The following is a 26,345-nucleotide window of genomic DNA, read 5'->3' on the forward strand; positions in this document are numbered from 1 at the left end:
GCGCATGGACGCCCTAGCCGCGCGCGCCCCGGAGGCGCTTGACCCGGGCAGCCTTCCGGCGCCCGCCCGAGAGACGCGTCTCCGGCAGCTGTGCCTGACCGCGTCGGAGGCCTATCCCGCGCTGGAGGAGGCCTTCCTCTCTGCACGGCGCGAGATCCACGCCTCCTTCCGGGTCTTCGATCCCGCCACGCAGCTGCGCGGCGAGCGGGCGCGGGCGGCCGGAAAGACCTGGGCCGATCTGGTGGCGCATGTGCTGGGCAAGGGCGTGCATGTCACGCTGGTCCTGTCGGATTTCGATGCCATCGCCCGGCCCGAGCTGCACCGCATGGCCAATGCCCATGCCCGCGCCTTAGAGCGGCTCCGCAGCGGGCTGCCCGGGGGGGCGGGCCGGCTGACCGTGCGGCTGGCGCCGCATCCGGCGCGGATGGGCCTGCTGCCGCGGCTGGCGCTGCTGCCGGTGATCCGCAAGCACCTGTCGGAACATGCCGCGGCGCTGAACGGCATGGCGCCTGCGGAGCGGCAGGCAGCGTTGGAGGAAAGTCCGGGCATCGCGCAGCACCTCGAGGAACGCGGCGGCAAGCTGAGGGTCAAGCGGCTGATCCTGCCCGATGTGCTGCCCGCCACGCATCACCAGAAGCTCGCGGTCTTCGACCGGTCGCTTCTCTATATCGGCGGGCTCGATCTCGACGAGCGCCGCTGGGACACGCCGGAGCACCGCCGCGCGGCCGCCGATACCTGGCACGACGTGCAGGTGCTGATGGAAGGGCCGGTGGTGCAGGAGGCGCAGGCCCATCTGGACCGCTTCCTCGACGAGACCGCCGGACGCCAGGCGCCGGTGCCGGGCAGGGAGCTGCTGCGCACGCTCTCCGCGGCGCGGAAGATGCCGCTGCCGTTCTTCGGGCCGCGCACCCTGGTTGCCGAGCTGAACGACGTGCATCTGGAGGCGATCTCGCGCGCCGAGCGGATGATCTACCTGGAGACGCAGTTCCTGCGCGACACGCGGCTGGCCCGCGCGCTGGCCCGGCGGGGCAGGGAGGTCCCGGAGCTGCAGCTGGTCGTGGTGCTGCCCGCCGCGCCGGAGGACGTTGCCTTCAACAGCGACCACGGGATCGGCATGCGCCATGCCGAGGCGCTTCAGGTGCGCTGCCTGAAGATGCTGGGCAAGGCCTATGGCCGGCGCGCCTATGCGGTCTGCCCGGTGCAGCCGCGCGCCGCCGCGCCCGATCCCGACGGCGAGCGCGACACCGTGAAGGGCGCGCCGCAGGTCTATGTCCATGCAAAGGTCTCGGTCTTCGACGATGCGGTGGGGATCGTCTCCTCGGCCAATCTCAACGGCCGGTCGCTGCGCTGGGATACCGAGGCCGGGGTCGCGCTGAGGCGGCCGGAGGAGGTCGCGGAGCTGCGCGACCGCTGCATGCGCCACTGGATCGGCGGTGCCTTCTCCGCCCATGGCGACGCCTTCCGCTGGCGGGCCGATGCCTGGCGGGCGCGGGCCCGGGCCAATGCCGCGCGCGCGCCGCAGGACCGCAAGGGCTTTGCCATGCCCTACCCGTGGGCGCAGGCCGATGATTTCGCTGTGGAAGTGCCGGGTTTCCCCGAGGAAGCCGTCTGATCGCGGCGCGCGCAACGCGCGCCACCCCCGGCGGGTTCCCGCCGAAAGACGAATTATTTCAAACAACTACACGGGAACTTTCATCACCCTAATCCGGTTTCCCCTCCGATCGCAAGACGACGATCGGGAAATCTGGGAGAGAGAGATGACCAAGTTCACCGTCGCTTCGACCGCACTCGCGCTTGTCCTGGCCGCGCCGCTTTCGGCACAGACGGCCGACGAGATGAGCGGTTTTGCCTACAACCCGACGGGCCAGGAGGTCCGCGCCTCGCAGTTCATCGGCGCCCGCGTCTATGCGCAGGATCCGGACCGCGAAGAGACCGCCGCCGCCGACATGCCGGTCGAGGGCACGGGCACCGAGGATCCCGCGGCCGACCAGGTCGCGGCCGATGCCGGCACGCCGGCCGACCCGCGCGACAACTATTCGGACGTGGGCGAGATCGGCGACGTGCTGATGAGCCAGGACGGCGAAGTCGAGGCAATCCTCGTCGATGTCGGCGGCTTCCTCGGGATCGGCGAGAAGGAAGTCGCCATCTCGATGGACAAGCTGCAGTTCATGCCGGACGGCAAGGATGCCGATGACTGGTTCATCGTCTTCGACTCGACCCGCGAGACGCTGGAGAACGCCCCGGCCTACGAGGATCCCGAAGAGACTGCCGGTCTCGATGCGGCCGATGCCAATGTCTCGGCGCTGCCCGATGCTGCCGACGGCACCGCGGCCGTGGCCCCGGCAGGCCGGGAACTGAGTGAGGCTGCCTCGGATACCGCCGAGTGGACCGAGGAGAAGGCCGCGCAGGCCGATGCCGCGATGGACGAGGCGGGCGACAAGGCTGCCGCCGCGGCTGACAATGCCGGCGAAGGCATCGAGAATGCTGCCGAGGCCACCGCCAATGCCGCGGAGAACGCCGCCGATGCGACGGCCGATGCGGCCGGGAATGCCGTCGAGGCAACCGGCGAGGCGCTGGACAATGCAGGCGACGCGGTTGCCGGCGCTGCCGCCACGGCGGGCGCCGAGATGCAGGATGCCGGGCAGGACATGGCGCAGGCCGCCGACGAGGCGACCGACATGCCCGATGGCGACTACGTGACGGCGGATGTCGGCGAGCTGACGACCGAGCAGCTGACCGGCGCGCGCATCTATGACCTGAACGACAAGCGCATCGGCGAGATCCACGAGATCGCGATGAGTGCCGACGGCCAGGCCGACAAGGCGATCGTCGATGTCGGCGGCTTCCTCGGCCTGGGCGAGAAGCGCGTCGAGCTGGGCTTCGACCAGATGAACATCGAGAAGCTCAATGGCGGCGACGAGCTGCGCATCCAGGTCAATGCGACCAAGGACGAGCTGATGCAGATGCCGGAATACGAGGGGTAACGGCCCCGTGCCCCCCGTGGGCGGTTCCTTCCCCGGGGCCGCCCGCCCTTTCCTCCGGGACCCAGCCGACAGGCCGACAAGATGACCGCCTTCCTGCCCCATATCCAGCTTTCCGCAACGCCCGGCCGCCACGCGCCGGTCGCGCTGCTGCACGGCTTCCTCGAAAGCGCCGCGCTGTGGCAGGCGCTGCCGCCGCGGCTTTGGGAGGGACGGATGGCGGTGGCGCTGCCGCTTCCGGGCCATGCGCCGTGGAAGGGCAGCGATGCCGATCTGGAAATGGCGCTGGAGGGCGACGCCTTCCTCGACGGCTATGCGGAGCTGCTGGAGCGGCTGCGCCCGGGCGAGCCCTGGCGGCTCGTCGGCCATTCCACCGGCGCGATGGCCGCGCTGGCGCTGGCACGGCGGGCGCCGCATCTGGTGTCCGACATCTGCGCGGTGGCGCCGCTCTTTTCCGGGGCGGTGGCGGGGCGCGGCCTGCAGGGCGCGCTGGTGCGGCTGCCGGGCATCGGCCGGATCAGCTTCCGCTGGCTGGTCTCGCGCTGGCTGGCCGATCCCGCGGGCTTCCGCGCGGGCGTGCGCCAGGTGACCGCCCGGCCCGATCCGCGGCTGGAGCTGTTCGACGGGGTGCGGGCCGATCTGGCCGCCAGCCGTCCCGGCCAGCTCTACCGTTTCGGCAGCTGGATCGGCGGCCAGGACATGGCGGCGGATCTGCATGCCCTCGACCGCCCGGTCCATGCTATCATCTGCGACCGCGACCCGGTTGTCCGGCCGCGCCATCAGCTGCAGCTGATCTCCTCTGCGCCGAAAGCCTCGGCGGCCGTGCTGAAAAGCGGCCATCTGCCGATGCTGGAAACGCCTCTGGCTTTCGAGCGGGCCTTCCTGGCCTGGCGCGACCGCCATGGCGCCGCGGCACGCGATCCGGGGGGGCTGCCGCTGCGGGCGGCCGCGTCCGGGCGCGCGCAGGCGATGTGAGGACGCAGATGGAAGACGGGAACGAAAAGGACGACACCGGGCTGATCGGCACGCTGATCCGGCAGGGCATGGGCATCCTGCATGGCGAGCTCGACCTGGTGAAGGCCGAGATCGAGCGGGCGCTGAGGCATGTTGTGATCGCCGTGGTGCTGGCGGTCTTCGCCGCCGTGCTGGGACTGACGGCAATGAATTTCGCGGCCAGCGCGGCCGTGCAGCTGCTGGTGGACGACGGTTGGGATCCGACCGCCGCGACCGGCGCGGTGGCAGGGGGGCTCGGCACGGCCGCGCTGGCCTGCCTGATCGGCGGGGCGCTGCTTCTGCGCTCCATAGGCTTCAAATCTGGACGGGACCGGCGGCACGGACGCCGCTTCTGATCCCCTATCAAGGAGGACTGACCATGGCCAAGGGACTGACGCCGGAAGAACTGGAACGCGAGATCAGGAAGCAGCGCGAGGCGCTGGCCGACACGCTTGAGCAGCTCGGCGAGCGGCTGGGCCAGGGCAATCTCTGGGCCGAGGCGGCGACTCTGGCCTCGCATTACGGCAAGGATGCCGGCAGCTACGCCGTCAAGGCGGCGCGGGCCAATCCGGGCAAGGCGGCGGCGATCGGCGCGGGCGCCGCGCTGGCGATCTGGGGCGCCTCCAAGCTCCTGTCGAAGCCCGAGCCCGAGACCCGGTTCCAGCGCTTCCGCCACCGCGCCGAAGATGCGCTGGGGATCGACGACAAGGACACCGAGTCCCTGGTCAAGGTGCTGAAGGCCAGGCTGGAGGCGCTGGAGCTGCAGCGCGACGCCGAGGAGCGCCGCAAGGCCGAGCGCCGCAAGGAGCGGATGCGGGCGGTTCGCGGTCCTTTGGTCTACGGTCTCGGCGTGCTCGCCATCGGCGCGGCGGCAAAGGCCCTGCGCGGCAAGGACGGCGGCGGCAGCGCCGAGGAGCGAATGGAGGACATCGCCGAGGATCTGGCCAAGGCGATGGACGAGATGGGCGAGAAGATGCCCGAAGGCGCCAAGGAGGCGCTCCGCCCGAACGGCCGCCACTGATGCAGATCGGGATCGGCGACCGCGTGACCTGGTCCTGGGGCCAGGGCACGGGCGCGGGCCATGTCATCCAGCGCTTCACCGGGGACGTGACCCGCGAGATCAAGGGCACCCAGGTGAAGCGCAGGGCATCCGAGGAGGAGTCGGCCTTCCTGATCGAGCAGGAAGACGGCGACCGGGTGCTGAAATCCGTCTCCGAGCTGGACCGCGGCTGAGGCCGCCGCCGCTCGGGGGCAATCCGCGAAAGGAACTTTCCCATGATGGAAGTATCGGGCCTCGGCGCCCTCATCCTGCTGGTCCTCGACGTCTGGGCCATCGTTTCCGTGCTGCAGTCCCCGGCCACCACCGGCAAGAAGGTGCTCTGGGTGCTGTTCATTCTAATCCTGCCGCTGATCGGCTTCCTCGTCTGGCTCTTCGCCGGACCGCGCGGGACCCGGGGCACGGTCTGAGATGGGGCTGCTGCCGCATTACCCCCGCGATGTCTGGAAGGCGTCGCTGAAGGGCGCCTTCGGGCAGATCGACGAGCGGAACCTGTCGCTGATCGCGGCCGGCGTGGCCTTCTACAGCCTGCTGTCGCTGTTCCCGGCGATCACGGCGCTGGTGTCGGTCTGGGGGGTCTTCGCCGATCCGGTGGAGATCGAGGCGCAGCTTTCGCTGCTGTCGCAGCTGGCGCCGCAGACCGCCTACGAGCTGATCGCGGGCCAGGTAGCCGCGCTGGTCAATGCGCCGCCCTCGGCGTTGAGCTGGGCGGGCGCAGTGTCCCTGGTCTTGGCGCTCTGGTCGGCGAAGGCCGGGGTGGGGGCGATGACCCGCGGGCTGAACGCGGTCTACGGCGAGAAGAACCGCAGCGGCTTCGGCGACATCGCCGTGTCGCTGATGCTGACGGTGATGCTCCTGGTGCTCACCGCCTCCGTTCTGGCGCTGCTGGTCGTGCTGCCGGTGATCCTCGCCTTCATCCCGATCGGCTTCCTTGCCGAGATGGCAGTGCGGGCGGCCAAGTGGCTGGTGGCGATCGGGCTGATCGTGCTGTCGCTGGGCATCATCTACCGGATCGCGCCGAACCGCCGTGCGGCCCGCGTGCCCTGGCTGAGCCCCGGCGCGCTGCTGGCCACTGCGGTCTGGGCCGTCGCCTCGGTCGGCTTCACCGTCTACCTGGAGCGCTTCGCCTCCTACAACGAGGTCTACGGCTCGCTCGGCGCGGTGATCGCGCTGCTGATGTGGTTCTTCATCTCGGCGCTGGTGGTGCTGCTCGGCGCGGCGGTCAATGCCGAGCTGGAGCGCCACACGAGGGAGGACAGCACCGTCGGGCGGCCGCGGCCGATCGGCGAGCGCGGCGCGGAGGCGGCCGACACCTATCTGCCCGTGAAATGAGCGCCGCCGGGGCCACGGGCCGCGTCAACCATTTAACCCGAAACGGTTCGGAGGCATTTTAATCTTCTGGTACTCAATTTGGTGACGAATACGTCTCAATTGCGACAACGCCGGAAGAGCCCCGATGCCGAACACCAATCCGCTCATGCGCATGCAGAATGCCCATCTGCCGCTCTATCACCACGGCATCTACACGGCCGCGGTGACGGCGGTGATGCGCGAGCTGATGGGCGAGGCATCGGTGCAGGGCCCGATCGCCGTCGGCACCAGTGCCGAGGTTGAGCTCCGCCCGGGCAGCAGCACGGTCGAGTTCGGCACCGACATGATCGCCTGGTATCTCGATGCCGATCTGGTCGCGCCGTCGCGGATGCGCGTGGTCTGCAGCCCGGTGGCGGAGGCGCCGCTGCCGATGCGGCGCGCGGCCGGCGGCGTCGGCTTCGCGGTCTTCGGCAATGGTCCGCAGCTGGCCGGCATCCGCGCCGGGGCGACCGAAGCCTGCCGCGCCACCGGCAACCGGGCCGGGAGCTATCACGTCGCCTGCTTCGACGGGGGGCTGGTGGTCATCGACCGCGACCTCCAGAAGGACCTGCCGCGCGGCGCCAGCCCGATTGCCCTGCGCGACTGGATGGAATCGCACCTGGGCGGCTACCTGGCGCTGGTGCGCGACCGCGAGGCCTCGCCCGAGGCGACGGTGCAGTTCCTGACCGGGGTCGACCGGATCGTGAAGACGCTGCTGCCGGGCTATCTGACGCCACAGCCCGACCGGCTGTTCGATGCCGCGCTGGAAGGCGTGCGCTTCCTGCCCAGCCGCCATCCCGCGCCCAAGCTGTCGGCGGATATCAGCGCCGCCTGATCCGCCGGGTCCGGAATGACCGGGGCCAGGAAATTTTTCCGCAGATTGCGGGGAACTTTTCCGGCCGGGCCGGGGTTGGCAGGGCGTGATCCCGGCGGAGGGCATGCGGTGTCCCCCGAAAGCCTGCCCTGCCGCTGGTCTCACGCTTCTCCCCCGTGCCTGTTCCGCCCTGGCCTCCGGTCCAGGGCGGATGTCGTTCCGGCGGCGCGCCCCGGCAGAAGAAAGCCGCGCGGAACGGCAGGTTCCGCGCGGCTTTTCCGCATCTTGGGGAAGGGGTGTCCGGTCAGGACGCCTTCTTCAGGAACTCGTCGATCTTGGTTTCGGCCTCGTCCTTGGCCAGGCCGTATTTCTCCTGAAGGATGCCCTTGAGCTCCTCGCGGTCGCCCTTGGCGCGGGTCACGTCATCTTCGGTGAGCTTGCCCCACTCCTGCATGACCTTGCCCTTCCATTGGCCCCAGTTGCCTTCAACGATATCCCAGTTCATGGGTCTCTCCTTTTCTGGCTGCTTCGGGGAGACAACGCGGAAAGGGCCGCTGCGTTCCGGGACGCACGGTTTCGTCAGGTGCCGCGAGCGCGCTCAGGTGCCGAAGCCGCGGTCCGCCGCCGGGCGCCAGGTGTGGGAGTCGAGCACCGCCGGGTCGGTATCCACCGCGTCCCAGTCGCGGGTGATCTCGAAATGCACCGGCTCGTCCTCCATCCACAGTGCATGGGTCAGCCCGTGGATCAAGGGCGGCAGTCCGTAGCGCAGGCCAGACAGGGAGGCGCCGGAATGCGCGTTCGTCACGGTCGCGCCGTAGTTGAAGCAGTAGATGTTGTTCAGCACCGGCGTCTGCCCCTCGACTTTCTCGCGGAAGCGCAGGTCGCGGGTCAGGTACGGGTAGGTGATCAGCCAGGTATCGGGCAGCCCCTCGGGCGGCTGGTACACGTCCTTCCACAGCAGGATGTTGCCGGCGAAGGGACGCAGCTCCGGCCTGTTATGCGCGTCGATGGAGAAGCCGCAGCCGATGAAGACATGGTCGAAGAGATGCACCGTGCCGTCGCTGGCGGTGATCTCGACCTTGTCGCCGATCATCCGCGCCCCGGTCCAGGTGGCGCCGGGATGCAGCGCGAAGGCATCGAAGGCGGCGCAGCGGTCGACGCCGTCCTGAGTCGGCGGCTGGCCGTAGGTGAAGATCGTCTGGATCCAGCGCCATTTCTCCTCGTCGGTCATCGAGGCGAAATGGCGGAGATAGCCTGACTTCTCCAGGTAGCGGAAGGCGTTGGAACTGAGCACCTGCTTGCGCCGCATGAAGAGCGTGACTGCCCCGGCGCCGAGTTCCAGCAGATCCGCTGCGCGGTCCCAGGCGGTTGCCCCGGCACCCAGCACGGCGATGTCCCGGCCGCTCCAATCCAGGCTGTCGACATCGTCGGTGCAGAGCGTATAGGCCGAGACGGGCAGATTCTGCCGCACGAAATCCGGCACGTACCAGTCGCCCATGCCCTCGATCCCGGTGGCAAGCACCACCTTGCGCGCCAGCACGCTGTCCCCGTCCGCCAGCCGCACGCGGACAAGGCCGTTCTCGTCCTCGAAGCCCGCGGCATCGGCCTCGTTCCTGACCGGCAGGCTCAGTGCCGCGCGGAACCATTCCAAATAGGCGTGCCAGAGCTGGCGCGGCCATTTGTCGAGCGCCTCCCAGCCCTCCTCGCCATAGACCGCCTCGAACCAGCTGCGCCCGGCAAGCGAGGGCATGCCAAGCTCCGGCCCTCCGACATGCTTGGGCGAGCGCAGCGTCCACATCCGCGAATAGGTGATCCAGGGGCCCTCGCGGCCCTTCGGCGCGCGGTCGAGGATCAGGAAATTGCCGACCTTCTCCTGCAGCAGTCCGTGCCCGACCGACAGCCCGCATTGGCCGCCGCCGACGATCACCACGTCATAGAGATGCTCGCCCGAAGGGGCCGCGCGCGGGATCACCCATTGGTCCTTGGGATAGAGCAGGACCTCCAGATCGTGATGCACGCGTGCGGTCAGGGCGGCGAGCCGCGCCTCGCAATCGGGCAGGGGCAGAAGGTCGAATTTCGGGCGCAGCCCGGTCCGGAGGCCTTCATGATCCAGGGCCGTCATCGCGATCAGGCGCTCGCGCAAGCCGTTGAAATCCGGGGTTTCCACCGTCCATCCGGTTTCGAGAACACGCGTCTCACCCATACCAAGCCTCATCTCGGGAATCTGCACAAGTCGCAGGCATTCAGGCGGGAATGCCTCGGATGTGTCAAGAATTATCTTTACAAATATATCACCAGAATTTCACAACGGAGATGTTCGAATCGTCCGGGGCGGAGAAAGCCGCGGACCGGAAAAACAGGGATGGCAGACATGACGCAGAAGACAGGGATCACCCGGCGCGGCGCATTGAAGATGGGGCTCGGCAGCGTGGCCGCCGCAGGTCTGATGGCCCGGCCGATCTTCGCCCAGGGCGCGCCGGTCCGCATCGCGCTGGCCGCGCCGATGACCGGCGACTCGGCCTCGATGGGGCTGAACGCGCAGCGCGGCGCCGAGGCGGCGATGAAGCTGATCGAGGCGGCGGGCGGGCCGTCCGTGACCTTCGACATCTTCGACGACATGGGCCAGCCGCGCGAGGCCGCCTCGGTCGCGCGCCGCATCGCGGATTCGGGCGATTACGACCTGGTGGTCGGCCACGTGAACAGCTCCTGCACGCTGGCGGCGATGCCGATCTATTCAGACTACGAAATCCCGGTGCTCTGCGGCTCCTCCTCGAACTCGCAGGTGACGGAGTCGGGCTGGGACAACATCGTGCGGATGACGATCCGCGACGATTACGGCGCGCAGCAGTATTCGGCCTTCGCGGTCAACAACCTCGGCAAGAAGAAGATGGCGATCCTCTTCGCCAATGACGATTACGGCCGGGGCCTGCGCGACAAGATGATGGTGGCCGCCGATGCGCTCGGCGCCGAGGTCGTGGCCGAGGCGGGCTTCACCCCGAATCTCGACAAGGATTTCTCGTCGATCGTCAGCCAGTTCAGGAACGCGGGCGCCGAGGCCTTCATGCTGAACTGCAACTATACCGAGGGCGGTCTCTTCCTCGGCCAGGCCAAGTCGGCGGGGGTCGAGGGCATCGCCACGGTCGGTCCGGATTCGCTGCTCTACAACGAATATATCGAGCTGGCGCAGGGCGCGGCCGAGGGCAGCTACATCCTCGCCGCCTACGACCCCTATGCCGATAGCGACACCACCCAGGCCTTCATGTCGGGCTTCCGCGAGGCCTATGACGCGCTGCCGAGCCAGGTCGCGGTCTTCACCTCCGACCTGTTCATCCTAGCCCACCAGCTGATGGCTGCCGGATCGACCCCGAAGACGCTGATCGGCGACATCAAGGGCACCGAGTTCGTGGGCGTCGGCGGGACCTATCACTGGGATGCCAAGGGCGACGTCAAGGATCGCACCTTCGCGGTGATCACCGTCAAGGACGGCAAGTTCGCGTCCACCGGCGCGGCCGTCGACGAAACCGGGCTCGACGCGCTGCGCTGAGTCTCCGGGCCGGCGGGGGCTCCCAGCCCCGCCGGTTGCCCTTCCATCGCCCGTGACGCGGAGGCCCCCGCTTGGACTACTACCTGGAGCAGCTCTCGAACGGCATCGCCGTCGGCAGCATCTACGCGCTGATCGCCCTCGGCTACAGCCTGGTCTATTCGATCCTCAACCTGATCAACTTCGCCCATGGCTACGTAATCATGGTCGGGGCCTTCGTCGCGCTGGCGCTGCTGCAGGCGGGCCTCCCGGCGATCCCGGCAATCTTCCTGGCCTGCTGCGCGGGCGCGCTGATCGCCATGGGGGTCGAACGCATAGCCTACCGCCCGGTGCGCCATTCCAACCGGATCGTGCCGATGATCTCGGCGCTCGGCGCAGGTCTCGTTCTGGCGGCGGGCGCGCAGCTGATCTGGGGACCCGAGGTCCATGCCTTCCCGCAGCTGATCCCGCGCGTGCCGGTGGAAATCGGCGGCGTCACGCTGTCCTCGCAGTCGCTGATCATCCTGGCGATCTCGCTGGTGCTGGTGGCTGCGGCCTCGTGGTTCCTGCACCGCACCCGCTTCGGCATCGCCGCGCAATGCGTCTGCCAGGACCTGGCGACGGCGCAGCTGATGGGCATCCCGGTCAATCTGATCATCGTCGCGGTCTATGCGATCGGCGGCTTCCTCGGGGTCGCGGGCGCCGTGCTGTTCGCGATGTATTTCAACGCGGTCTTCATCCAGATGGGGCTCCTGGCCACGACCAAGGCCTGGGCGGCCGCCATGCTGGGCGGGATCGGCAGCTTCTCGGGCGCGTTCTGGGGCGGCATCCTGCTGGGCCTCGCCGAGACCGCCGCGGTAATGACTGCCGGATCGGCCTATCGCGACGGGGTGAGCCTCGCGATCATCGTCCTCGTGCTGCTCCTGAAGCCGAACGGGCTTTTCGGCACGGCCTCGGCGGAGCGGTCCTGACATGGCGATGACCGAGACCTTCCGCACGCCTTTCACGGTGAAGTTCGGCCCCTGGCTGTTCCTGATCCTGATGGCCTGCCTGCCGCTGGTCCTGCCTGGACGGTTCTGGCTGCATATCTTCTCGCTGACGATGATCTACGCGATCTTCGTGCTGGGCCAGAATGTCGTCACCGGCTGGGCGGGGATGCTGACGCTGGGCCAGGCGGCCTTCGTCGGCATGGGCGCCTATGCCTCGGTGCTGCTGACCATGCAGGCCGGGCTGTCCTGGCCGCTGGCTTTCCTGGCCTCCGGCGTCATCTGCGCCGCCTGCGGGGCGGCGCTGGCGCTGCCATGCCTGCGGGTGAAGGCGGATTTCCTGTCGCTTGTCACCATCGCCTTCAACCAGATCTTCTTCATGGTCGCGAACAACTGGATGGAGCTGACCCGCGGGCCGATGGGCATTCCGGGCGTGCCCTCGATGCAGATCCTCGGCTGGAAGGCGCGGTCGTCTTCGGACCAGTTCTGGCTCATCCTCGGCGTCGCCGCGATCCTGTTCTTCCTCGTGGCGCGGCTGATGCACGGGCAGCTCGGCCGGACAATGAAGATGATCCGCGACGACGAGGTGGCGGCGGGCGCATTGGGCGTGAACGTCACCGGCTACAAGGTGTTGGCCTTCGCCATCGGCTGCGGGGTCTGCGGGCTCGGCGGCAGCCTCTACGGCCATTACATGCGCTTCGTCTCGCCCGACATGTTCAAGCTCGAGGAGTCGCTTTTGATCATGCAGATGGCGATCCTCGGCGGGCTGGCCTCGATGCCGGGCTGCGCGCTCGGCGCCTTCCTGATGATCATGATCCCCGAGGCGCTGCGCTCCTCCGAGCCCTGGCTGATCACCATCCGTCCGGGCGTGGCCGGGGCGACGCTGGTGGCGCTGATGATCTGGCGGCCGAACGGGCTCCTGGGCTTCGGGCAGATGCCGCGCTCGATCCGGCGGCTGCTGCGGCTGGAGAAGGAGGCGCGGCCATGAGCCTGCTGGAATGCCGGGACATTTCGCGCAGCTTCTTCGGCGTGAAGGCGCTCGACGGCGTGTCGCTTTCCGTCGCCGAGGGAGAGACGCTGGGCATCATCGGGCCGAACGGCTCGGGCAAGACGACGCTGTTCAACATCATCTCGGGGCTCGACCGCAGCCATGAGGGCCGGGTCACGCTCGGCGGCCGAGACATCACGACGGCGCGGCCGCACCGGATCGTCGGTCACGGCCTGGTGCGCACCTTCCAGAACCTGCGGCTCTTCAAGGGCATGACCGCGCTGGAAAACGTCGTCTCCGGCGGGCATTCGCGCAGCTACAAGGGGCTGGCGGGCCAGGTTCTGGGCCTGCCCGCGATGCGCCGCTCGGAGGACGAGCTCGAGATGCGCGCCCGCGCCTGCCTGGCCGAGGTGGGGCTTGCGGGCTACGAGGAGGCCTCGCCCGCCGAGATGTCCTATGGGCAGACCAAGCGGCTGGAGCTGGCGCGCGCGCTCAATGCCGAGCCGAAGATCCTGCTCTTGGACGAGCCGACGGCGGGGATGAACGACGTGCAGGCTGCCGAGATCCTCGGACTGGTGGCGCGGGTGCGCGACCGCCACGGGCTGACGCTGATCGTGATCGAGCACAACGTGCCGGTCCTGTCGCGCTTCGCCGGGCGGATCGTGGTGCTGGACGCGGGCCGCAAGCTGGTCGAGGGGCGTCCCGAAGAGGTCACCAGGGATGCGCGCGTGATCGAAGCCTATCTGGGGGCGGGTGCCGAATGACCCTGAGCATGACCAATGTCACCGCGGGCTACGGCGACCGGATGATCCTCAACGGGCTCGACCTCGATATCGCGCCGGGCCAGCGGATTTCCCTGATCGGCCATAACGGCGCCGGGAAAAGCACGATCCTGAAGGCGATCACCGGGCAGATCCCGGTGAAGGGCGGCGAGATCCGCTTCGATGGCGCGCCGATGAAGGGACTCGCCCCCGAGGCCCGCGTCCGTCACGGCATCGTCCAGGTTCCCGCCGGGCGGCACGTCTTCCCGCAGCTCTCGGTCGAGAAGAACCTGCGCGTCGGCGCCTTCACCCGCTCCGACCGGGCCGAGATCGAGCGCGATCTCGACCGCTACATGGAGAAATTCCCCGTCCTGCGCGCCAAGGCCAGGCGGCCTGCGGGCACGCTGTCGGGCGGCGAGCAGCAGCTTCTGGCCGTCGCCCGCGCGCTGATGGGGCGGCCCCGGCTCCTGCTGGTCGACGAGCCGTCGCTCGGGCTTTCGCCGGTGATGGTGGACGAGGTGTTCTCCTATCTTGGCTCGCTCACCGGCGTCTCGGTCGTGCTGGCCGAACAGAACGTGCGCATGGCGCTGAAGGTCACCGAGGAGGCGGTGGTGCTGTCGCAGGGCGCGATCCAGCACCGGATGGGCGCGGACCGGCTGATGCAGGATGCAGAGTTCCGCCGCTCCTATCTCGGCGGCTGAGGCCGCAGGACAATGACAAAGGCAAGGCCCCGGCAGAGCAGGCGGCCGGGACACGAAGGAAGGTTTCCCGAGAGATGAAGATTGCGGTTCTCAACCCCAACAGCTCGGAGGCGGTGACGCGTTCGATGGCGGCCTGCCTCGAGGGGCTGCAGGCGCTGACCGGCCACCGGATCGAGTGCCACACGCTCGAGGGCGCTCCGATCGGCATCGAAAGCGATGCCGATGTCGCGCTGGTCGCGCCGATGGTGGAGGACTGGGTGCGCACGCATGAGGCGGATGCCTATGTCGTCGCCTGCTTCTCCGATCCGGGGCTGGCGGCGGCGCGCAAGGCAGTGGCGGCGCCGGTCTTCGGCATTGCGGAATCCGCCTATGTCCGCGCGCTGGTGCTGGGCGAACGCTTCGGCGTGATCTCGCTGGGCCCGTCCTCCATCGCGCGGCACCGCGCCATGATCGAGCGTCTGGGGCTGATCGCGCGGCTCGGCGGCGACCGGGCGGTGGACATGTCGGTGGCCGAGGCCAATGATGCCGAGGCGGCGCGCGCCGCCGTGCGCAGGGTGGCAAGGGCGCTCCGGGACGAGGACGGAGCGGAGGTGCTGATCCTCGGCTGTGCCGGCATGGGGCAGCAGCGCGGGCCGCTGCAGGCGGAAACCGGCTGCATCGTCGTCGATCCGGTGCAGGCCGCGGTCTCGGACGCGGTGCAGGCGCTCGACATGAACTACGTGAAAGGAGCGGTCCATGCTTGACCGTGTGGTGAAGGGCACCGTCGTCGCGGCGGAGGCCACCATCGAGAACGGCTGGGTCGGCATCGCCGGCGGCCGGATTGCCGCCATCGGGCAGGGCACCCCGCCGGCTGCCGCCGAGACCGACGACTACCGGACCGCGCTGATCCTGCCCGGCGCCGTCGATGGCCAGACCCACGCCACCAGCTGCAAGGGCCTGCCGGGCATCGCCGATACCACCGCCTCGGCTATTGCCGGCGGCGTCACGACGCTGGTCGACATGCCCTATGACAATCCGCTGCCGCTAGACCGGCCGGAACGCTGGGACGACAAGGCCGCCGCCGTGGCCGGACATGCTCATGCCGACATGGCTTTCTACGCCACGGCCACGCGCGAGACCGGCACGGCCCATGTGGCCGAGCTGGTGGCGAAAGGCGCCGTCGCCTTCAAGATCTCCTCCTTCGAGTCGAGCCCGACCCGGTTTCCGCGCATCGGCGAGGATCTGACGCTCGACCTCTTCGAGGCGTTGGCCGCCACCGATGTGCCGCTGGGGCTGCATAACGAGGATCAGGAGATCGTGCTGGCCCGCATGGCGCGCGCCCGCGCCGCCGGGATCGAGGGCATCGAGGCGCATTCCACCTCGCGCCCGCCCGCGGCCGAGCTGGCCGCCACCGCGCAGTTCTATGCGCTCGGCCAGGCGGCCGGGGCCCATGCCCATCCGGTGCACCTGACCCTGGGCGAGGGCTTTGCGCTGACCGCCATGTTCGCCGCCACCGGCATGCGCGCGACGGGCGAGCTCTGCGTGCATTACCTGTGGTTCGACGCCGCCCGCGACGGCGCCGCCCATGGCGCGCGGATGAAGGTCAACCCGCCGATCCGCCCCGGCGCCATCGAGGGGCTGTGGCAGGCGCTGGAGAGGGGCGAGGTCGCCTTCGTCTCCTCCGACCATTCGAGCTGGCCCATCGACAACAAGCTGACCGCCTCGATCTTCGACGCGGGCGCGGGCATCCCCGGGCTCGAGACGCTGCTCCCGTCCTTCTTCACGCTGGCAAAGGTGCGCGGCCATGATGCGGCGCGGATGGCGGCAGAGTACCTCTCGGCGCGTCCCGCGAAATTCTTCGGCATCGACGACCGGAAGGGCGCCATCGCCATCGGCCGCGAGGCCGACCTCGCCGTGCTGGAGGAAGGCGCCTTCGTCTGGGACGAGGCCCAGGCGCATGACGGGCTTAACTGGAGCCCGTTCCACGGCGCCACCTTCGCCGCCCGCGTCGCGGCCAGCTATCTGCGCGGCACCCCTGCCTGGGACGGTGCCGCCATTCTCAACGCACCCGGATCGGGCCGTCTGGTGACGCGCGCGACCTCCGGCTGGTACGCCTGAAGGACGGACCCATGCCCCTGATCCACGAGAAGACCGGCGGTGTCTTCGTCATCTCCGCCACGCCCTTCCACCCCGATGGCGCCATCGACTGGGACAGCCTCGACCGGCTGACCGACAGCTATTTCGAGGACGGGGCCGACGGGCTGACCATTCTGGGCATGATGGGCGAGGCGCCCAAGATGACCCAGACCGAGGCGGCCGGGATCGCCGCCCGCGTCATCGCCCGTGCGGGCGACCGTCCGGTGGTGGTCGGCGTCTCCGCCCCCGGCCTCGCCGCGCTCGGCGAGCTGAGCCGGGAGGTGATGGACCTGGGCGCCGCCGGCGTCATGGTCGCCCCGCCCGGCAGCCTGAACACCGATCCGAAGATCCACGGCTACTATGCCCAGGTCTGCGAGCTGCTCGGGCCGGAGGTGCCGGTGGTGCTGCAGGATTTCCCGCTGGCCACCAAGGTGCAGATCTCCGACGAGGTGCTGGCCCGGATCATCGCCGACATGCCCTCCATCAAGATGCTCAAGCACGAGGACTGGCCGGGCCTGTCGAAGATCTCGAAGATCCGCGCCGCCGAGGCTGCGGGCCAGCGGCGGATTTCGATCCTCTGCGGCAATGCCGGGCTGTTCCTGCCCGAGGAGGTCGCCCGCGGCGCCGATGGCGCAATGACCGGCTTCGGCTATCCGAAGATGATGGTCGAGGTCACGCGGCTGGTGAAGGCGGGCGAGATCGACCGCGCGCAGGACCTCTTCGACGCCTATCTGCCGCTGATCCGCTACGAGAGCCAGCCGGGGCTGGGCCTGTCGATCCGCAAGCATGTGCTGGCACGGCGCGGCGTGATTGCCTCGGCCGCTGTCAGGAAACCGGGCGGGATGCTCGACGCGGCCGCCATGGCCGAGGTCGACCGGCTGATCGCCCGGCAGGAGAAACGCCTGGAGGAGCTGGGCTGATGGATTTCGGACTTTCGGGGAAAACCGCGCTGGTCCTCGGCGCGAGCCGCGGCCTCGGCGCCGCCTGCGCGCGCGAGCTGGCGCTGGAAGGCGTCACTGTCCATGCGGCTGCACGAAATGCGGCTGCGATTGCCGATTGGTCGGCCGATCTGCCCGCAGGCCGGGTGATCCCGGTGGCGCTTGACCTTTCCGACCCGGATCAGGTCGCCGCGGTCGCGGGCGAGATGGCGAAGACGGGCATCGACATCCTGATCGCCAATTCCGGCGGCCCCAAGGCCGGCCCGGCGATGGGCCAGAGCACCGCCGCCTGGCAGGCCGCATGGGAGGCGATGGCGCTGCCCATCATCTCGCTGGCCGAAGCGCTGCTGCCGGGAATGTGCGCGCGCGGCTTCGGGCGGATCATCACCATCGGCTCGTCGGGCATCGTCTCGCCGATCCCGGGGCTGGCTCTGTCGAACGGCATCCGCGGCGCGCTTGCGGGCTGGTCGAAGACGCTGGCGGGCGAGGTGGCCCATAAGGGCGTGACCGTCAACATGGTGCTGCCCGGGCGGATCGGCACCGATCGCGTGGCCGAGCTCGATGCCGGGCGCGCCGAGAAGACCGGCCAGAGCGTCGAGGCGGTTGCCGCCGCCTCGCGCGCCACGATCCCGGCAGGGCGCTATGGCGATCCGGCGGAATTCGCCGCCGTGGCCGCCTTCCTCGCCTCGGCGCGGGCTTCCTATGTCACCGGCTCGATGATCCGGGTCGACGGAGGGATGCTGCGCAACCTCTGAGCCGCGGCTCAGGCGGGCAAGGGCTCCATCTCGGCCTCTTCGGCAACCGCGCCGATCTGGCCCGTCCGGCTGCGGTATGCGCGGGCGGCCGTCACCAGCGCCCGGAAGATCCGGCGCTGGCGGCGCAGGTAGAACAGGTGCTCGGGATGCCACTGCACCCCGAGCGCGAAGGGATCGCGGATGCGCTCGACCGCCTGGACCATGCCGCCCTCGTCGCGCGCGGCGATCACCAGCCCGTCGCCCAGATCCTTCACAGCCTGCGAGTGCAGCGCGTTGACCCTGAGCCCCTTGCGCCCCATCAGCCGCGCCAGCCGCGAGCCCTCGGCGGTGCAGACCGTTTTGCGCGGCAGCACCGTCCAGACATGGCGGCTGGTGGTGTAGACCTTGTAGGCGTCCTGGTGGAGCGTGCCGCCGAGCGCGACATTCATCATCTGCGCGCCGCGGCAGATGCCGAGGATCGGCGTGTTCTGGGTCCATGCCTCGGAGACCAGGCGGCGCTCCAGCTCGTCGCGGGCGGGGTCGAGCCGGGCCGCGGTGACGAATTCGCCGCCGTAGAAATCCGGCGAGATGTCGTCGCCGCCGCCGATGACCACGCCGTGCACCGCATCGACATCGGCATCGCGCCCGGCCTGCCAGCGGATCGCCCGCCCGCCGGCCAGCCAGACGTTGAAGGCGATCAGCGGGAAGATCCTCCATCCGGAGCGCCGCGAGACTGTGACGCCGATCAGGGGCCTGTCCATCATCCGCTCCGGCTCAATGGTCCTTCAGCACCCGGTCGAGACGTTCGACCCAGGCGCCTTCCGAAAACGGGCGGCCGCGGAAATTCTGCAGCCAGTCGCGTCCCGTGCGCTCCAGCAGCCGCGGCATTGCCGCCAGCGCTTCGACCGTGCGCCATTTCTCCCATTCGCCCGTGATGGTCCAGCCCGGCTCGTCGATGCGGCTGGAGGGCAGGCGGAAATGCCATGTCGGCCTTGCGGAGGGGGCGTCGGCCCCGAGCTTCGCGGTGATCCGCCCGCCGTCGATCGAGCGGAACAAGGGCAGCATGTCGAGCCCGTAATTCCGCGACGGGGCGTGCTCCAGGTAGAGGTCGATGAGCCGGTCGATGGAGGTGCCGTCCGGGTCGAGCCGCAGGAGCGCCTCGCGCAGCGCGTCGGGCCAGGGCGAGGTGAAGGGCAGGGCGCGGCGGGCCATGCTCATCGGCTCGTGCTGGCGGAACCACGGTTCCAGCACGGCCCAGGCCTGCATCACGGGCAGGATCGCCGCCACGCTGCAATCGGTCTGCTCGGGATTGAAATGCACGCCGAAGCCGCTCATCACGCCGGACCGCGTGCCCTCGGCGCCGGCCTCGCGCAGCACCTCGGCCAGCTTGTCGAGCTCGGGCAGGTCCTCTTCGGGGATCGGTCCGGTGATGACCTCGGCCGGGATCACCTGGTGGGCGAGGGTGCCGACCAGGTCCGGGGCGCTGGCCAGCTTGTCCTTGAAGGATGTGTCGAGCTCGATCCGCACATCGCCCAGCCGGGTTCCGGCCACTTCGCGGTCGAAGCGCCCCTTGCGGGCAATCTCGCCGCCGAGATGTCCGGCGACGAGGCTGGCGATGCGGTCCTCGTCGAGGCCGGAGAATTCGATTTCGACGCCGACGCGGCGTCCGGTGGGCGCCCCGGCGGGCGCCAGGCCGAGCGTTTCGAGATGTTCCATGCTCCGCAAACGCGGCAAGTCTCCGCCGGTTCCCTCCTGCCGGGTCATGCGGGCGAGAATTCCTCCTCCGGGTCCTCCTCGGGCAGGGGATCCTCGAAGGGATCCTCCTGGAAGCCCTGCACCACGAAGCGGCAGGTCAGGTGGTATGCGTGCTCGCCGTCCTCGATCTGGGCCGTCGCGCCCAGCTGCGAGGCAAAGGCGCGGATCAGGTTGGTGCCGAGGCCCGAGGAACTGATCGCATCCCCGGGCATCACCGGCACGGGACCCTTGGAATTCTCGACGGTCAGGCAGGCATGGCCGCCGCCCTCGTCGACCAGCGTGACCCGGATCCAGCCCGGCCGCCCCTTCTCGTTCCCTGCATATTTCAGCGCGTTGGTGATCGCCTCGGTGGTCAGCAGGCTGATCGGCACCGCCTGGTCGGGATAGAGCCTCAGCCGGTCGAAGCGGGTCTCGATCTCGGTGCGCCGGGTTGGGCCGGCGAATTCGGCGAGCTGGTCGACCAGGTCCTTCAGCAGGGGGCCGGCCTGGACCGCGCCGAGATTTTCCGTGCGGTAGAGCGTGCGGTGCACCGTGGCCAGCGACAGGACGCGCGCCTGCAGGCGCTTCAGCGCGTGCTTGGCCTCGGGCGCCTTCAGCTTGCGCATCTGCATGTTCATGATCGAGGAGATCAGCTGCAGGTTGTTCTTCACCCGGTGATGGACTTCCTTCAGCAGGACGTTCTTGTCGTGGATCAGCATCTCCAGCTCGGCCTCGTCGCGCAGGATGGTTTCGCTGGCGGTGAGGAACGTGTCGAAGATCTCGGCGATCTCGGCGGGCATGTCGGGGGTCGAGCCCAGCGGCAGGCTGCGGTTGCGGGCGAAGCGGCGCAGATCGTAGCGCAGCCGCCGGACATGGCGCAGCGCCAGCCGGTCGACGGCGACATAGGCGACGAGCAGGCTGGCCAGCCACATCAGCACCGGGAAGAGCGGGATCGCAACGGCCATGCCGACCAGTCCCGGCTGGGACACGTCGGGCGCCCAGATGCCGATCGCGTAGACCGTGCCGTCGATGATCGGGCTGACCGAATAGACCTGCGGGATGCCGCCGCGGCTGTCGGCGCGGAAGGTCATGCCGGTGTCGGTCGCCAGCGAGGCCAGCTCGCGGTCGGCCGGCAGCAGCGAGGTCGCCTCCTCGTCGCCGTCCGAGCTGGTCAGCACCGTGCCGTCGCGGTTGAAGGTCTTGAACACGGCGTCGCCGGGCGTGTCGCCGAGGGCGGCAAGGTCGCCCTGCTCGAGCGAGACGAAGACGAAGGCCACCGGCTTTTCGTTCTTTATCACGGGCACGACGGAGATCAGCACCGGGCGGTGCGAGACCACCGGATTGGAGGAATAGTTCACGAAGGTGCGCGGGTTGGCCAGCAGGTCCTGCAGCACCGGCCAGTCGGAGACGTCGTAGCTTTCGCCGGTCGAGGCGCAGCTGATCGTGCCGTCGGGCAGGATGACCCCGGCGGAGGCGACGTCGGGATGGGCCCCGACGAAATCCTTCATCCCCGCGATGCAATTCGCGGTGTTGCCGGGATAGGCGGCGACGGCCTGGCCCAGGCCGGTGGCGGCACCGAAGGCCCACAGGATGTTCTCGCGGCTCTGCCGCGCAGCCGCGCTGGTCTCGTCGGCCAGCCGCGCTTCGGTCTGGGCGGCGATGCGGTTGACGACCTCATGGGTCTGCAGCACCGCCAGGAGTCCCACCGGCACGAGGGCAAGCGACAGGAACAGCATCAGCCGGACTGTCAGGCGCCGATGGAACTTCACTGGAGTCGTGGGCACGGGCTGGACTTCCTCAGGCGGTGGCGGTCCGGCCGGCGGAGATCACCGCCATCGTCGCCGGATCTGTCATTTCCATCGCTTCGTTCTCGTTGAGGTGCATCAGCTCGGCCAGCCGGGCGCGGCCGCGGTTGATGCGGCTCTTGATCGTGCCGACGGCGCAGCCGCAGGTCTCGGCCGCCTCCTCATAGGAGAAGCCGGAGGCCCCGACCAGGATCAGCGCCTCGCGCTGTTCGTCGGTCAGCTGGTCGAAGGCAACGCGGAAGTCGCGCAGCGCCAGCCGTCCGTCATGGGCGGGCTTTTCCGAGAGCTGCGCGGTCAGCACGCCGTCGCCGTCCTCGACCTCGCGGACCTTCTTGCGGCGGTCCGAGTAATAGGTGTTGCGGAGAATGGTGAAAAGCCAGGCGCGGAGGTTGGTTCCGGTCTGGAACTTGTCGAAATTGCTCCATGCCTTCAGGACGGTGTCCTGCACCAGGTCGTCAGCAGCGGCAGGCTGACGGGTGAGGCTCATCGCGAAGGCGCGCAGCGAAGGCAGCAGCGCGATAAGTTCTTCCCGGGGATCGGGGTGGCTCATTTTCGGGTCTCCTGCTCGCGCAGCTGCTGGAGCAGCTGGGAGAGCTGATCGGGAATGGGCTGGTTCGCTGTCTCCTCGAAAATCCTCTTGAGATTCTCGTCGATCTGTTTCTGGACAGCGTCCTTGTCGGGCTTGGAGCTTGCCATCTCGTCCTCGTGCAATATTTTTTTGGCCGCGCGGAACAAAACGTCTCCCATGGGGTTCGGTTCCCGAGTGCATCAAAAAAAGTTGGAAGCTATGAGCCAGGACATCAATATCGCGGACTCGGTTGCAGCGGAACTTCCCTATCTGCGGCGCTATGCCCGTGCCCTGACCGGCAGCCAGGCTAGCGGAGACCAGTATGCGGTGGCGACGCTCGAGGCGGTTCTGCAGAATTCCTCGGCCGTGACCGAAAGCTCGTCGGTCCGCGTGGGCCTCTACCGGACCTTCCATGCCATCTGGGCCAGCTCGGGCCGCCAGATCGAGTCCGGAGAGACCGGGGCCCTCGCCAAGGCGCAGCGGCGGCTCGACCACCTGACCGCGGGCACGCGCGAGGCGCTGCTGCTGTCGAGCATCGAGGAATTCTCGGAGCGGGAGGTCGCCGAGATCATGGAAGAGACCGTGGAGTCGGTGCACCTGCTGATCGAGAAGGCGCGCGACGAGATGGCCGACCGGGCCGCGGGCCGGGTGATGATCATCGAGGACGAGACCATCATCGCGATGGATCTGGAGGGCATCGTCTCGGGCATCGGCCACGAGGTGACCGGCATCGCCCGCACGGCGAGCGCCGCGGTGGAGCTGGGCAAGGCCGACAAGCCCGACCTTGTGCTGGCCGACATCCATCTGGCCGATGACAGCTCGGGGATCGATGCGGTCAACGAGCTGCTGGCGCATTTCGGCACGCTGCCGGTGATCTTCATCACCGCTTATCCGGAGCGCCTGCTGACCGGCGAGCGGCCGGAGCCGGCCTTCCTGATTGCCAAGCCCTACAACGAGGACCAGGTGCGCTCGGCCGTCAGCCAGGCGCTGTTCCTGTCCTCGACCGAGGAACTCTCGGTCTGAGCGAACCCGGACTGTTCGGACGGAACGGGGGGAGGAGCCGAAGGGCCGCCTCCCCTTTTCCGTTCGGTCCGCGCGGCAGCGGCGGCGGTCCGTGCCGGGAAAAAGAGAGGGCCGGGCGTTTCCGCCCAGCCCCACAACCCCACCTGTAACAAGGGTCGTTCGGTGCGGCGCCGCGGGTGCTCCCGCAGTCGCCTGAATCCTTCCGGCCTGCTGCCGGATCATGATTGGCCTTTGCAACCTTTTCATGACCCTTGGCAAGATCCCGGGCCATGCCCTGGTGTCATGCCGTTCATGCATGTGCTGCATCGGCTCCGGCCCGGCGGCAACGGGCGCTGCCGTTCCGCCTGTCCTGTCCGGGATGAACGCCTGCAGGGGCCGGGGGTTCCGGCGGTCCGGGACTTTTTTTGCGCGGATGCCGCGCGCGGTGTCCGGGCCGGCGGAGGATAGGTGGACGGGCGCGAGTGCGGACGCCCGTCCCATGCCGTTGCTGAAGGGCGTCAGCGCGGCACGTTTCCGCGGAACGCCCGGGCGACGAGGGCGATCACGAAGAGCACGAGGAATACGAAGAACAGGATCTGCGCGATGCCGGCAGATGCGGATGCGATGCCGCCGAAGCCGAACAGGCCGGCAACCAGGGCGACGACAAGGAACACTAGGGCCCAGTAAAGCATGGTCTCTCTCCTTTGGTTGCGCCTCCGGAGGAAGCGATTGACCTGTCAACCCCAAAGGCGGGAGAGAGTTCCGTGCTTCACGAAAATGCGCGGAAGCCGAGCCGGGACAGCGCGTCGCGGAAGGTGGTTCCCGAGAACGGCACCGGCAGAACGACGATGCTGTCCGGCGGCAGCCCGCCGCCTTCCAGGTCGATCGTGTCGCCGAGCAGCAGCACCCGGGCGCCGCGCTCGGCCGCGCGGGCGGCGACGCCCGCATCCAGGCGGTCGTTGCGCATCAGCTTGAGCACGCACAGCGTGAGATGGCCGAGCCCTTCGGCCAGCCTCTGCGCCGCCTCGGTGTCGCGGCACATGTGGATAACCGCGTCGGGCAGGGACTCGCGCAGGAGCATGCCGATATCGGACTGGATGAACGGGTCGCGTTCCATCACCAGAACGACCGGCGGCTTGAGTGGTGTGGCTTCGGTCACTGGATACTGCCTTCTGGTCAAATTCCCTGTATGGAACCTTACCGGCGAGGGCGCATTTAACTGTGACATAGCGCAGGGATAATGACATGACCTTGAAATGCCGAACCTGCCCGCTCCGGCGCCGCGACTGCTTCGTTCCGATGGCGGAGGCCGAGGTCGCCGCGATGGAGCGGTTCAAGACCGGCGAGCTGACCGTCGACGGACGCAGCTCCATCCTGATGGAAGGGTCGAACAGCCCGCAGCTTTTCACGGTTCTCGAAGGCCAGGGACTGCGCTACAAGACGCTGCCGGACGGGCGGCGGCAGGTGATCAGCTTCGTCTTCCCCGGTGATTTCATAGGGTTGCAGGCGGGGGTGATGGCCGAGATGCGCCATTCAGTGGAAAGTTCGACGCGGATGCGCCTCTGCGTCTTCGAGCGCGCGAACCTGTGGTCCTTCTTCCGCGACAATCCCGAGCGCGCCTTCGACCTGACCTGGCTCTCGGCGGTGGAGGAGCATTTCCTCGGCGAGAATGTCCTGACGCTGGGCCAGCGCAGCGCTGCCGAACGCATCGCCTGGGCCTTCCTGCGCATCTGGGAGCGGCTGGAGGGGCTGGGACTGCGGACCAACGGCTCGGTACCCTTCCCGCACCGACAGCAGGATCTGGCAGATGCGCTGGGGCTGTCGCTGGTGCATACCAACAAGACGCTGGCCAAGCTGCGCCGCGAGCAGATCGCCGGCTGGTCCGATGGGCGGCTGGCGGTGCTCGACACCGCGCGCCTGGCGGAGCTGGCGCAGGCCGAGGAGGGCGAAGGCATCCAGAGGCGCCCGCTGCTCTGATGAAGCTGTCCCCATGGATGATCCGCATGGCCGAGGGCCGCACGGGCATCACGGTGCTCTCGGCGATGGAGGCCACCTTCCTGCCGATTCCGCTGGAGGCGGTGCTGGTGCCGCTGATGATCGCCCGCCCGAGCAATGCGCTGTCGCTGGGCGCCTGGTCGCTGGTGGGCTGCCTGATCGGCACTGCGATCCTCTACCTGATGGGGCTGCTGCTGGCCGATCCGGTCGTGCTGCCGCTGCTCGACTGGCTGGGGCTGGCGGCGCAGTTCGAGACGGTGAAGGGCCGCCTCGGCGGCGGCCAGCTCTTCGTCACCGTGCTGATCCTGTCGGTCTCTCCCTTTCCGATCCAGCTGGCCTCGGTCGGCTCGGGGATGCTGGGCAGCTCCTTCGCGATCCTGATGGCCGCCGTGACGGTCGCTCGCGGCGGACGCTACATGGGCCTCGGCGTGGCGGCGCATTTTCTTGGCCCGCGGCTGCGGGACCTGCGCATCCCACGCTGGGCCTGGGTGCCCATTCTCGGGCTGCTGCTGGCGCTGTTCTGGTGGACGTCGCGCGGCCTGTGACGCCTGCGATGCCCCTGATCCCTCCCGGGGCGGCGCCGCTGGTCCTACGCAAGCGTTCCCGGAATCCGATCCCTGCACCTCTATCAACGGGCACTAACCCAGCCTCTGTGGCGCTGCGCCCCAATTGCACCAATTAAGGTGGGTGTCGAATTTTAATGGTTTCAGTGCCTTGAATGGATGATCGCGCCACTCATCGGAGATTGTGATGCGCGTGGGACCTCCATCTCGCCGCTGCTGCAGCATTTTCCGGCATGGCCAGGTCCCGCAGCTCCAGATGGGATCGCGCATAGCGTCGCCGCGCTGGCCCAAGACCTGCTCTGGCCGACCGGCGTGGCGGGAGAGCAATTCGCTCTCCGCCACGCCGGGGCCGAACCGCTATCCACTCTGCGGCTAAAGACGCGGCGCTCGCGGAGCTATCTTGATCAATTGCAACGGTTTGAGGCGTCGATATGCGCGCTGCCGGCATCAGGCCTCGAAGACCTCGCTCTGCCGGTCGCCGACGCACGAAGCTTGGCCGCATCGTCTCTCTGAAGTGCCGTCGCGACGGGCCTGGAACACGGTGGCGCGGGGGCAAGATCACTCTGCCCAGGAGGTCCGTTCCATCCTGGCTGCGCGCAAGTCGATCCAGAACGGGGAAATGCCGCTGCGCGGGCTGCTTCGCAACTTCGGCCCGAAGGTCGGTGCAATCCCGCGCGGCAGGGTCGGGGCCCGGATCCGGGAACTGGCGGCAGGCAACACGATGCTCGAAGCCGCGGCGG

30 protein-coding genes and 1 pseudogene are annotated in these 26,345 nt (G+C 68.7%); 22 read left to right on the top strand and 9 right to left on the bottom strand.

Annotated features, from left to right (window positions below; all coding sequences use genetic code 11):
• The first annotated feature begins 4 nt into the window (after positions 1-4).
• The 9 genes from HCC78_RS20030 (at position 5) to HCC78_RS20070 (ending at position 7,216) form a co-directional block, all read left to right on the top strand.
• Positions 5-1,612 (top strand): phospholipase D-like domain-containing protein, encoded by a 1,608-nt coding sequence (locus HCC78_RS20030; RefSeq protein WP_172330569.1) that lies wholly within the window; start codon positions 5-7, stop codon positions 1,610-1,612.
• 145 nt (positions 1,613-1,757) lie between these two features.
• Positions 1,758-2,984 carry a PRC-barrel domain-containing protein gene (locus HCC78_RS20035; protein ID WP_172330570.1) on the top strand — a complete coding sequence of 409 codons (1,227 nt, stop codon included), beginning with the start codon at positions 1,758-1,760 and terminating at the stop codon, positions 2,982-2,984.
• An 81-nt stretch (positions 2,985-3,065) separates the two neighbouring features.
• Positions 3,066-3,956, top strand: coding sequence for an alpha/beta fold hydrolase (locus HCC78_RS20040; RefSeq protein WP_172330571.1), 891 nt, complete (start codon positions 3,066-3,068; stop codon positions 3,954-3,956).
• Positions 3,957-3,964: 8 nt separating this feature from the next.
• Positions 3,965-4,330, top strand: a complete 366-nt coding sequence (locus HCC78_RS20045; RefSeq protein ID WP_172330572.1) for a phage holin family protein — start codon at positions 3,965-3,967, stop codon at positions 4,328-4,330.
• 23 nt (positions 4,331-4,353) lie between these two features.
• Positions 4,354-4,995, top strand: a complete 642-nt coding sequence (locus HCC78_RS20050) for a DUF3618 domain-containing protein (protein ID WP_172330573.1) — start codon at positions 4,354-4,356, stop codon at positions 4,993-4,995.
• The gene (locus HCC78_RS20055; protein ID WP_172330574.1) at positions 4,995-5,207 is read left to right on the top strand and encodes a DUF2945 domain-containing protein; all 213 of its coding nucleotides are present in this window, start codon (positions 4,995-4,997) and stop codon (positions 5,205-5,207) included. Before HCC78_RS20050 ends, HCC78_RS20055 begins: the two co-directional genes overlap by 1 nt.
• A 42-nt stretch (positions 5,208-5,249) precedes the next feature.
• The gene (locus HCC78_RS20060; protein ID WP_172330575.1) at positions 5,250-5,441 is read left to right on the top strand and encodes a PLD nuclease N-terminal domain-containing protein; all 192 of its coding nucleotides are present in this window, start codon (positions 5,250-5,252) and stop codon (positions 5,439-5,441) included.
• Position 5,442: 1 nt separating this feature from the next.
• On the top strand, positions 5,443-6,363 hold the full coding sequence (locus tag HCC78_RS20065) for a YihY/virulence factor BrkB family protein (protein ID WP_172330576.1): 921 nt from the start codon (positions 5,443-5,445) through the stop codon (positions 6,361-6,363).
• A 124-nt stretch (positions 6,364-6,487) separates the two neighbouring features.
• Positions 6,488-7,216, top strand: coding sequence for a hypothetical protein (locus tag HCC78_RS20070; protein ID WP_172330577.1), 729 nt, complete (start codon positions 6,488-6,490; stop codon positions 7,214-7,216).
• 283 nt (positions 7,217-7,499) lie between these two features.
• Here HCC78_RS20070 and HCC78_RS20075 read toward each other — a convergent pair whose 3' ends face one another.
• Positions 7,500-7,700 (bottom strand): CsbD family protein, encoded by a 201-nt coding sequence (locus HCC78_RS20075; RefSeq protein ID WP_172330578.1) that lies wholly within the window; start codon positions 7,698-7,700, stop codon positions 7,500-7,502.
• Between the two features lie 93 nt (positions 7,701-7,793).
• Positions 7,794-9,398, bottom strand: a complete 1,605-nt coding sequence (locus HCC78_RS20080) for an FAD/NAD(P)-binding protein (protein ID WP_172330579.1) — start codon at positions 9,396-9,398, stop codon at positions 7,794-7,796.
• Between the two features lie 168 nt (positions 9,399-9,566).
• Here HCC78_RS20080 and HCC78_RS20085 point away from each other — a divergent pair, with 168 nt between their 5' ends.
• From HCC78_RS20085 to HCC78_RS20125, 9 genes are all read left to right on the top strand, one after another.
• A complete protein-coding gene (locus HCC78_RS20085) occupies positions 9,567-10,739 on the top strand; it encodes an ABC transporter substrate-binding protein (RefSeq protein ID WP_172330580.1) in 1,173 nt (390 codons plus the stop codon).
• A gap of 71 nt (positions 10,740-10,810) precedes the next feature.
• A complete protein-coding gene (locus HCC78_RS20090) occupies positions 10,811-11,686 on the top strand; it encodes a branched-chain amino acid ABC transporter permease (RefSeq protein WP_172330581.1) in 876 nt (291 codons plus the stop codon).
• A 1-nt stretch (position 11,687) separates the two neighbouring features.
• Positions 11,688-12,689: a branched-chain amino acid ABC transporter permease gene (locus tag HCC78_RS20095; protein ID WP_172330582.1), complete on the top strand. Its 1,002-nt coding sequence runs from the start codon at positions 11,688-11,690 to the stop codon at positions 12,687-12,689.
• Positions 12,686-13,453, top strand: coding sequence for an ABC transporter ATP-binding protein (locus HCC78_RS20100; RefSeq protein WP_172330583.1), 768 nt, complete (start codon positions 12,686-12,688; stop codon positions 13,451-13,453). Before HCC78_RS20095 ends, HCC78_RS20100 begins: the two co-directional genes overlap by 4 nt.
• Entirely contained in the window at positions 13,450-14,151 is a 702-nt protein-coding gene (locus HCC78_RS20105) for an ABC transporter ATP-binding protein (protein ID WP_172330584.1), read from the top strand. Before HCC78_RS20100 ends, HCC78_RS20105 begins: the two co-directional genes overlap by 4 nt.
• 74 nt (positions 14,152-14,225) lie before the next feature.
• Positions 14,226-14,894: an aspartate/glutamate racemase family protein gene (locus tag HCC78_RS20110; protein WP_172330585.1), complete on the top strand. Its 669-nt coding sequence runs from the start codon at positions 14,226-14,228 to the stop codon at positions 14,892-14,894.
• Positions 14,887-16,248 carry a dihydroorotase family protein gene (locus tag HCC78_RS20115; RefSeq protein ID WP_172330586.1) on the top strand — a complete coding sequence of 454 codons (1,362 nt, stop codon included), beginning with the start codon at positions 14,887-14,889 and terminating at the stop codon, positions 16,246-16,248. Before HCC78_RS20110 ends, HCC78_RS20115 begins: the two co-directional genes overlap by 8 nt.
• 11 nt (positions 16,249-16,259) lie before the next feature.
• Positions 16,260-17,186, top strand: coding sequence for a dihydrodipicolinate synthase family protein (locus HCC78_RS20120; RefSeq protein WP_172330587.1), 927 nt, complete (start codon positions 16,260-16,262; stop codon positions 17,184-17,186).
• Positions 17,186-17,959, top strand: a complete 774-nt coding sequence (locus HCC78_RS20125; protein ID WP_172330588.1) for an SDR family oxidoreductase — start codon at positions 17,186-17,188, stop codon at positions 17,957-17,959. The genes HCC78_RS20120 and HCC78_RS20125 overlap by 1 nt, the downstream gene beginning before the upstream one ends.
• A gap of 8 nt (positions 17,960-17,967) precedes the next feature.
• Here the strand turns inward: HCC78_RS20125 and HCC78_RS20130 are convergent, their stop codons facing one another.
• The 5 genes from HCC78_RS20130 to HCC78_RS20150 are packed head-to-tail and all read right to left on the bottom strand — an operon-like array spanning position 17,968 to position 22,224.
• Positions 17,968-18,699 carry a gamma-glutamyl-gamma-aminobutyrate hydrolase family protein gene (locus HCC78_RS20130; RefSeq protein WP_172330589.1) on the bottom strand — a complete coding sequence of 244 codons (732 nt, stop codon included), beginning with the start codon at positions 18,697-18,699 and terminating at the stop codon, positions 17,968-17,970.
• Positions 18,700-18,712: 13 nt separating this feature from the next.
• Positions 18,713-19,654 (bottom strand): amidoligase family protein, encoded by a 942-nt coding sequence (locus HCC78_RS20135; protein WP_172330590.1) that lies wholly within the window; start codon positions 19,652-19,654, stop codon positions 18,713-18,715.
• A gap of 44 nt (positions 19,655-19,698) precedes the next feature.
• Positions 19,699-21,456, bottom strand: a complete 1,758-nt coding sequence (locus HCC78_RS34910) for a sensor histidine kinase (protein ID WP_172330591.1) — start codon at positions 21,454-21,456, stop codon at positions 19,699-19,701.
• Between the two features lie 13 nt (positions 21,457-21,469).
• Positions 21,470-22,027, bottom strand: a complete 558-nt coding sequence (locus HCC78_RS20145) for an RNA polymerase sigma factor (RefSeq protein WP_172330592.1) — start codon at positions 22,025-22,027, stop codon at positions 21,470-21,472.
• Positions 22,024-22,224, bottom strand: coding sequence for a NepR family anti-sigma factor (locus tag HCC78_RS20150; RefSeq protein ID WP_253949269.1), 201 nt, complete (start codon positions 22,222-22,224; stop codon positions 22,024-22,026). The genes HCC78_RS20145 and HCC78_RS20150 overlap by 4 nt, the downstream gene beginning before the upstream one ends.
• Positions 22,225-22,264: 40 nt before the next feature.
• Here HCC78_RS20150 and HCC78_RS20155 point away from each other — a divergent pair, with 40 nt between their 5' ends.
• Positions 22,265-23,068 (top strand): response regulator, encoded by an 804-nt coding sequence (locus HCC78_RS20155; RefSeq protein ID WP_172330593.1) that lies wholly within the window; start codon positions 22,265-22,267, stop codon positions 23,066-23,068.
• Between the two features lie 497 nt (positions 23,069-23,565).
• On the opposite strand, the gene HCC78_RS20160 is transcribed toward HCC78_RS20155, so the two are convergent.
• Together HCC78_RS20160 and HCC78_RS20165 are read right to left on the bottom strand one after the other, a co-directional pair.
• A complete protein-coding gene (locus HCC78_RS20160) occupies positions 23,566-23,739 on the bottom strand; it encodes a DUF1328 domain-containing protein (RefSeq protein ID WP_172330594.1) in 174 nt (57 codons plus the stop codon).
• Positions 23,740-23,816: 77 nt separating this feature from the next.
• On the bottom strand, positions 23,817-24,206 hold the full coding sequence (locus HCC78_RS20165) for a hypothetical protein (RefSeq protein WP_172330595.1): 390 nt from the start codon (positions 24,204-24,206) through the stop codon (positions 23,817-23,819).
• Positions 24,207-24,292: 86 nt separating this feature from the next.
• Between HCC78_RS20165 and HCC78_RS20170 the strand changes: the two genes are divergently transcribed.
• The 3 genes and pseudogenes from HCC78_RS20170 to HCC78_RS33860 all read left to right on the top strand — a co-directional run.
• The gene (locus tag HCC78_RS20170) at positions 24,293-25,024 is read left to right on the top strand and encodes a Crp/Fnr family transcriptional regulator (protein WP_172330596.1); all 732 of its coding nucleotides are present in this window, start codon (positions 24,293-24,295) and stop codon (positions 25,022-25,024) included.
• Positions 25,024-25,587: a YqaA family protein gene (locus tag HCC78_RS20175; RefSeq protein ID WP_172330597.1), complete on the top strand. Its 564-nt coding sequence runs from the start codon at positions 25,024-25,026 to the stop codon at positions 25,585-25,587. The genes HCC78_RS20170 and HCC78_RS20175 overlap by 1 nt, the downstream gene beginning before the upstream one ends.
• A gap of 418 nt (positions 25,588-26,005) precedes the next feature.
• A pseudogene (locus HCC78_RS33860) lies at positions 26,006-26,345 on the top strand (hypothetical protein); the annotation flags it as partial.

The sequence above is a fragment of the Mangrovicoccus sp. HB161399 genome (genome assembly GCF_013184745.1).
In the GTDB taxonomy this organism is placed as follows: Bacteria; Pseudomonadota; Alphaproteobacteria; order Rhodobacterales; family Rhodobacteraceae; genus Mangrovicoccus.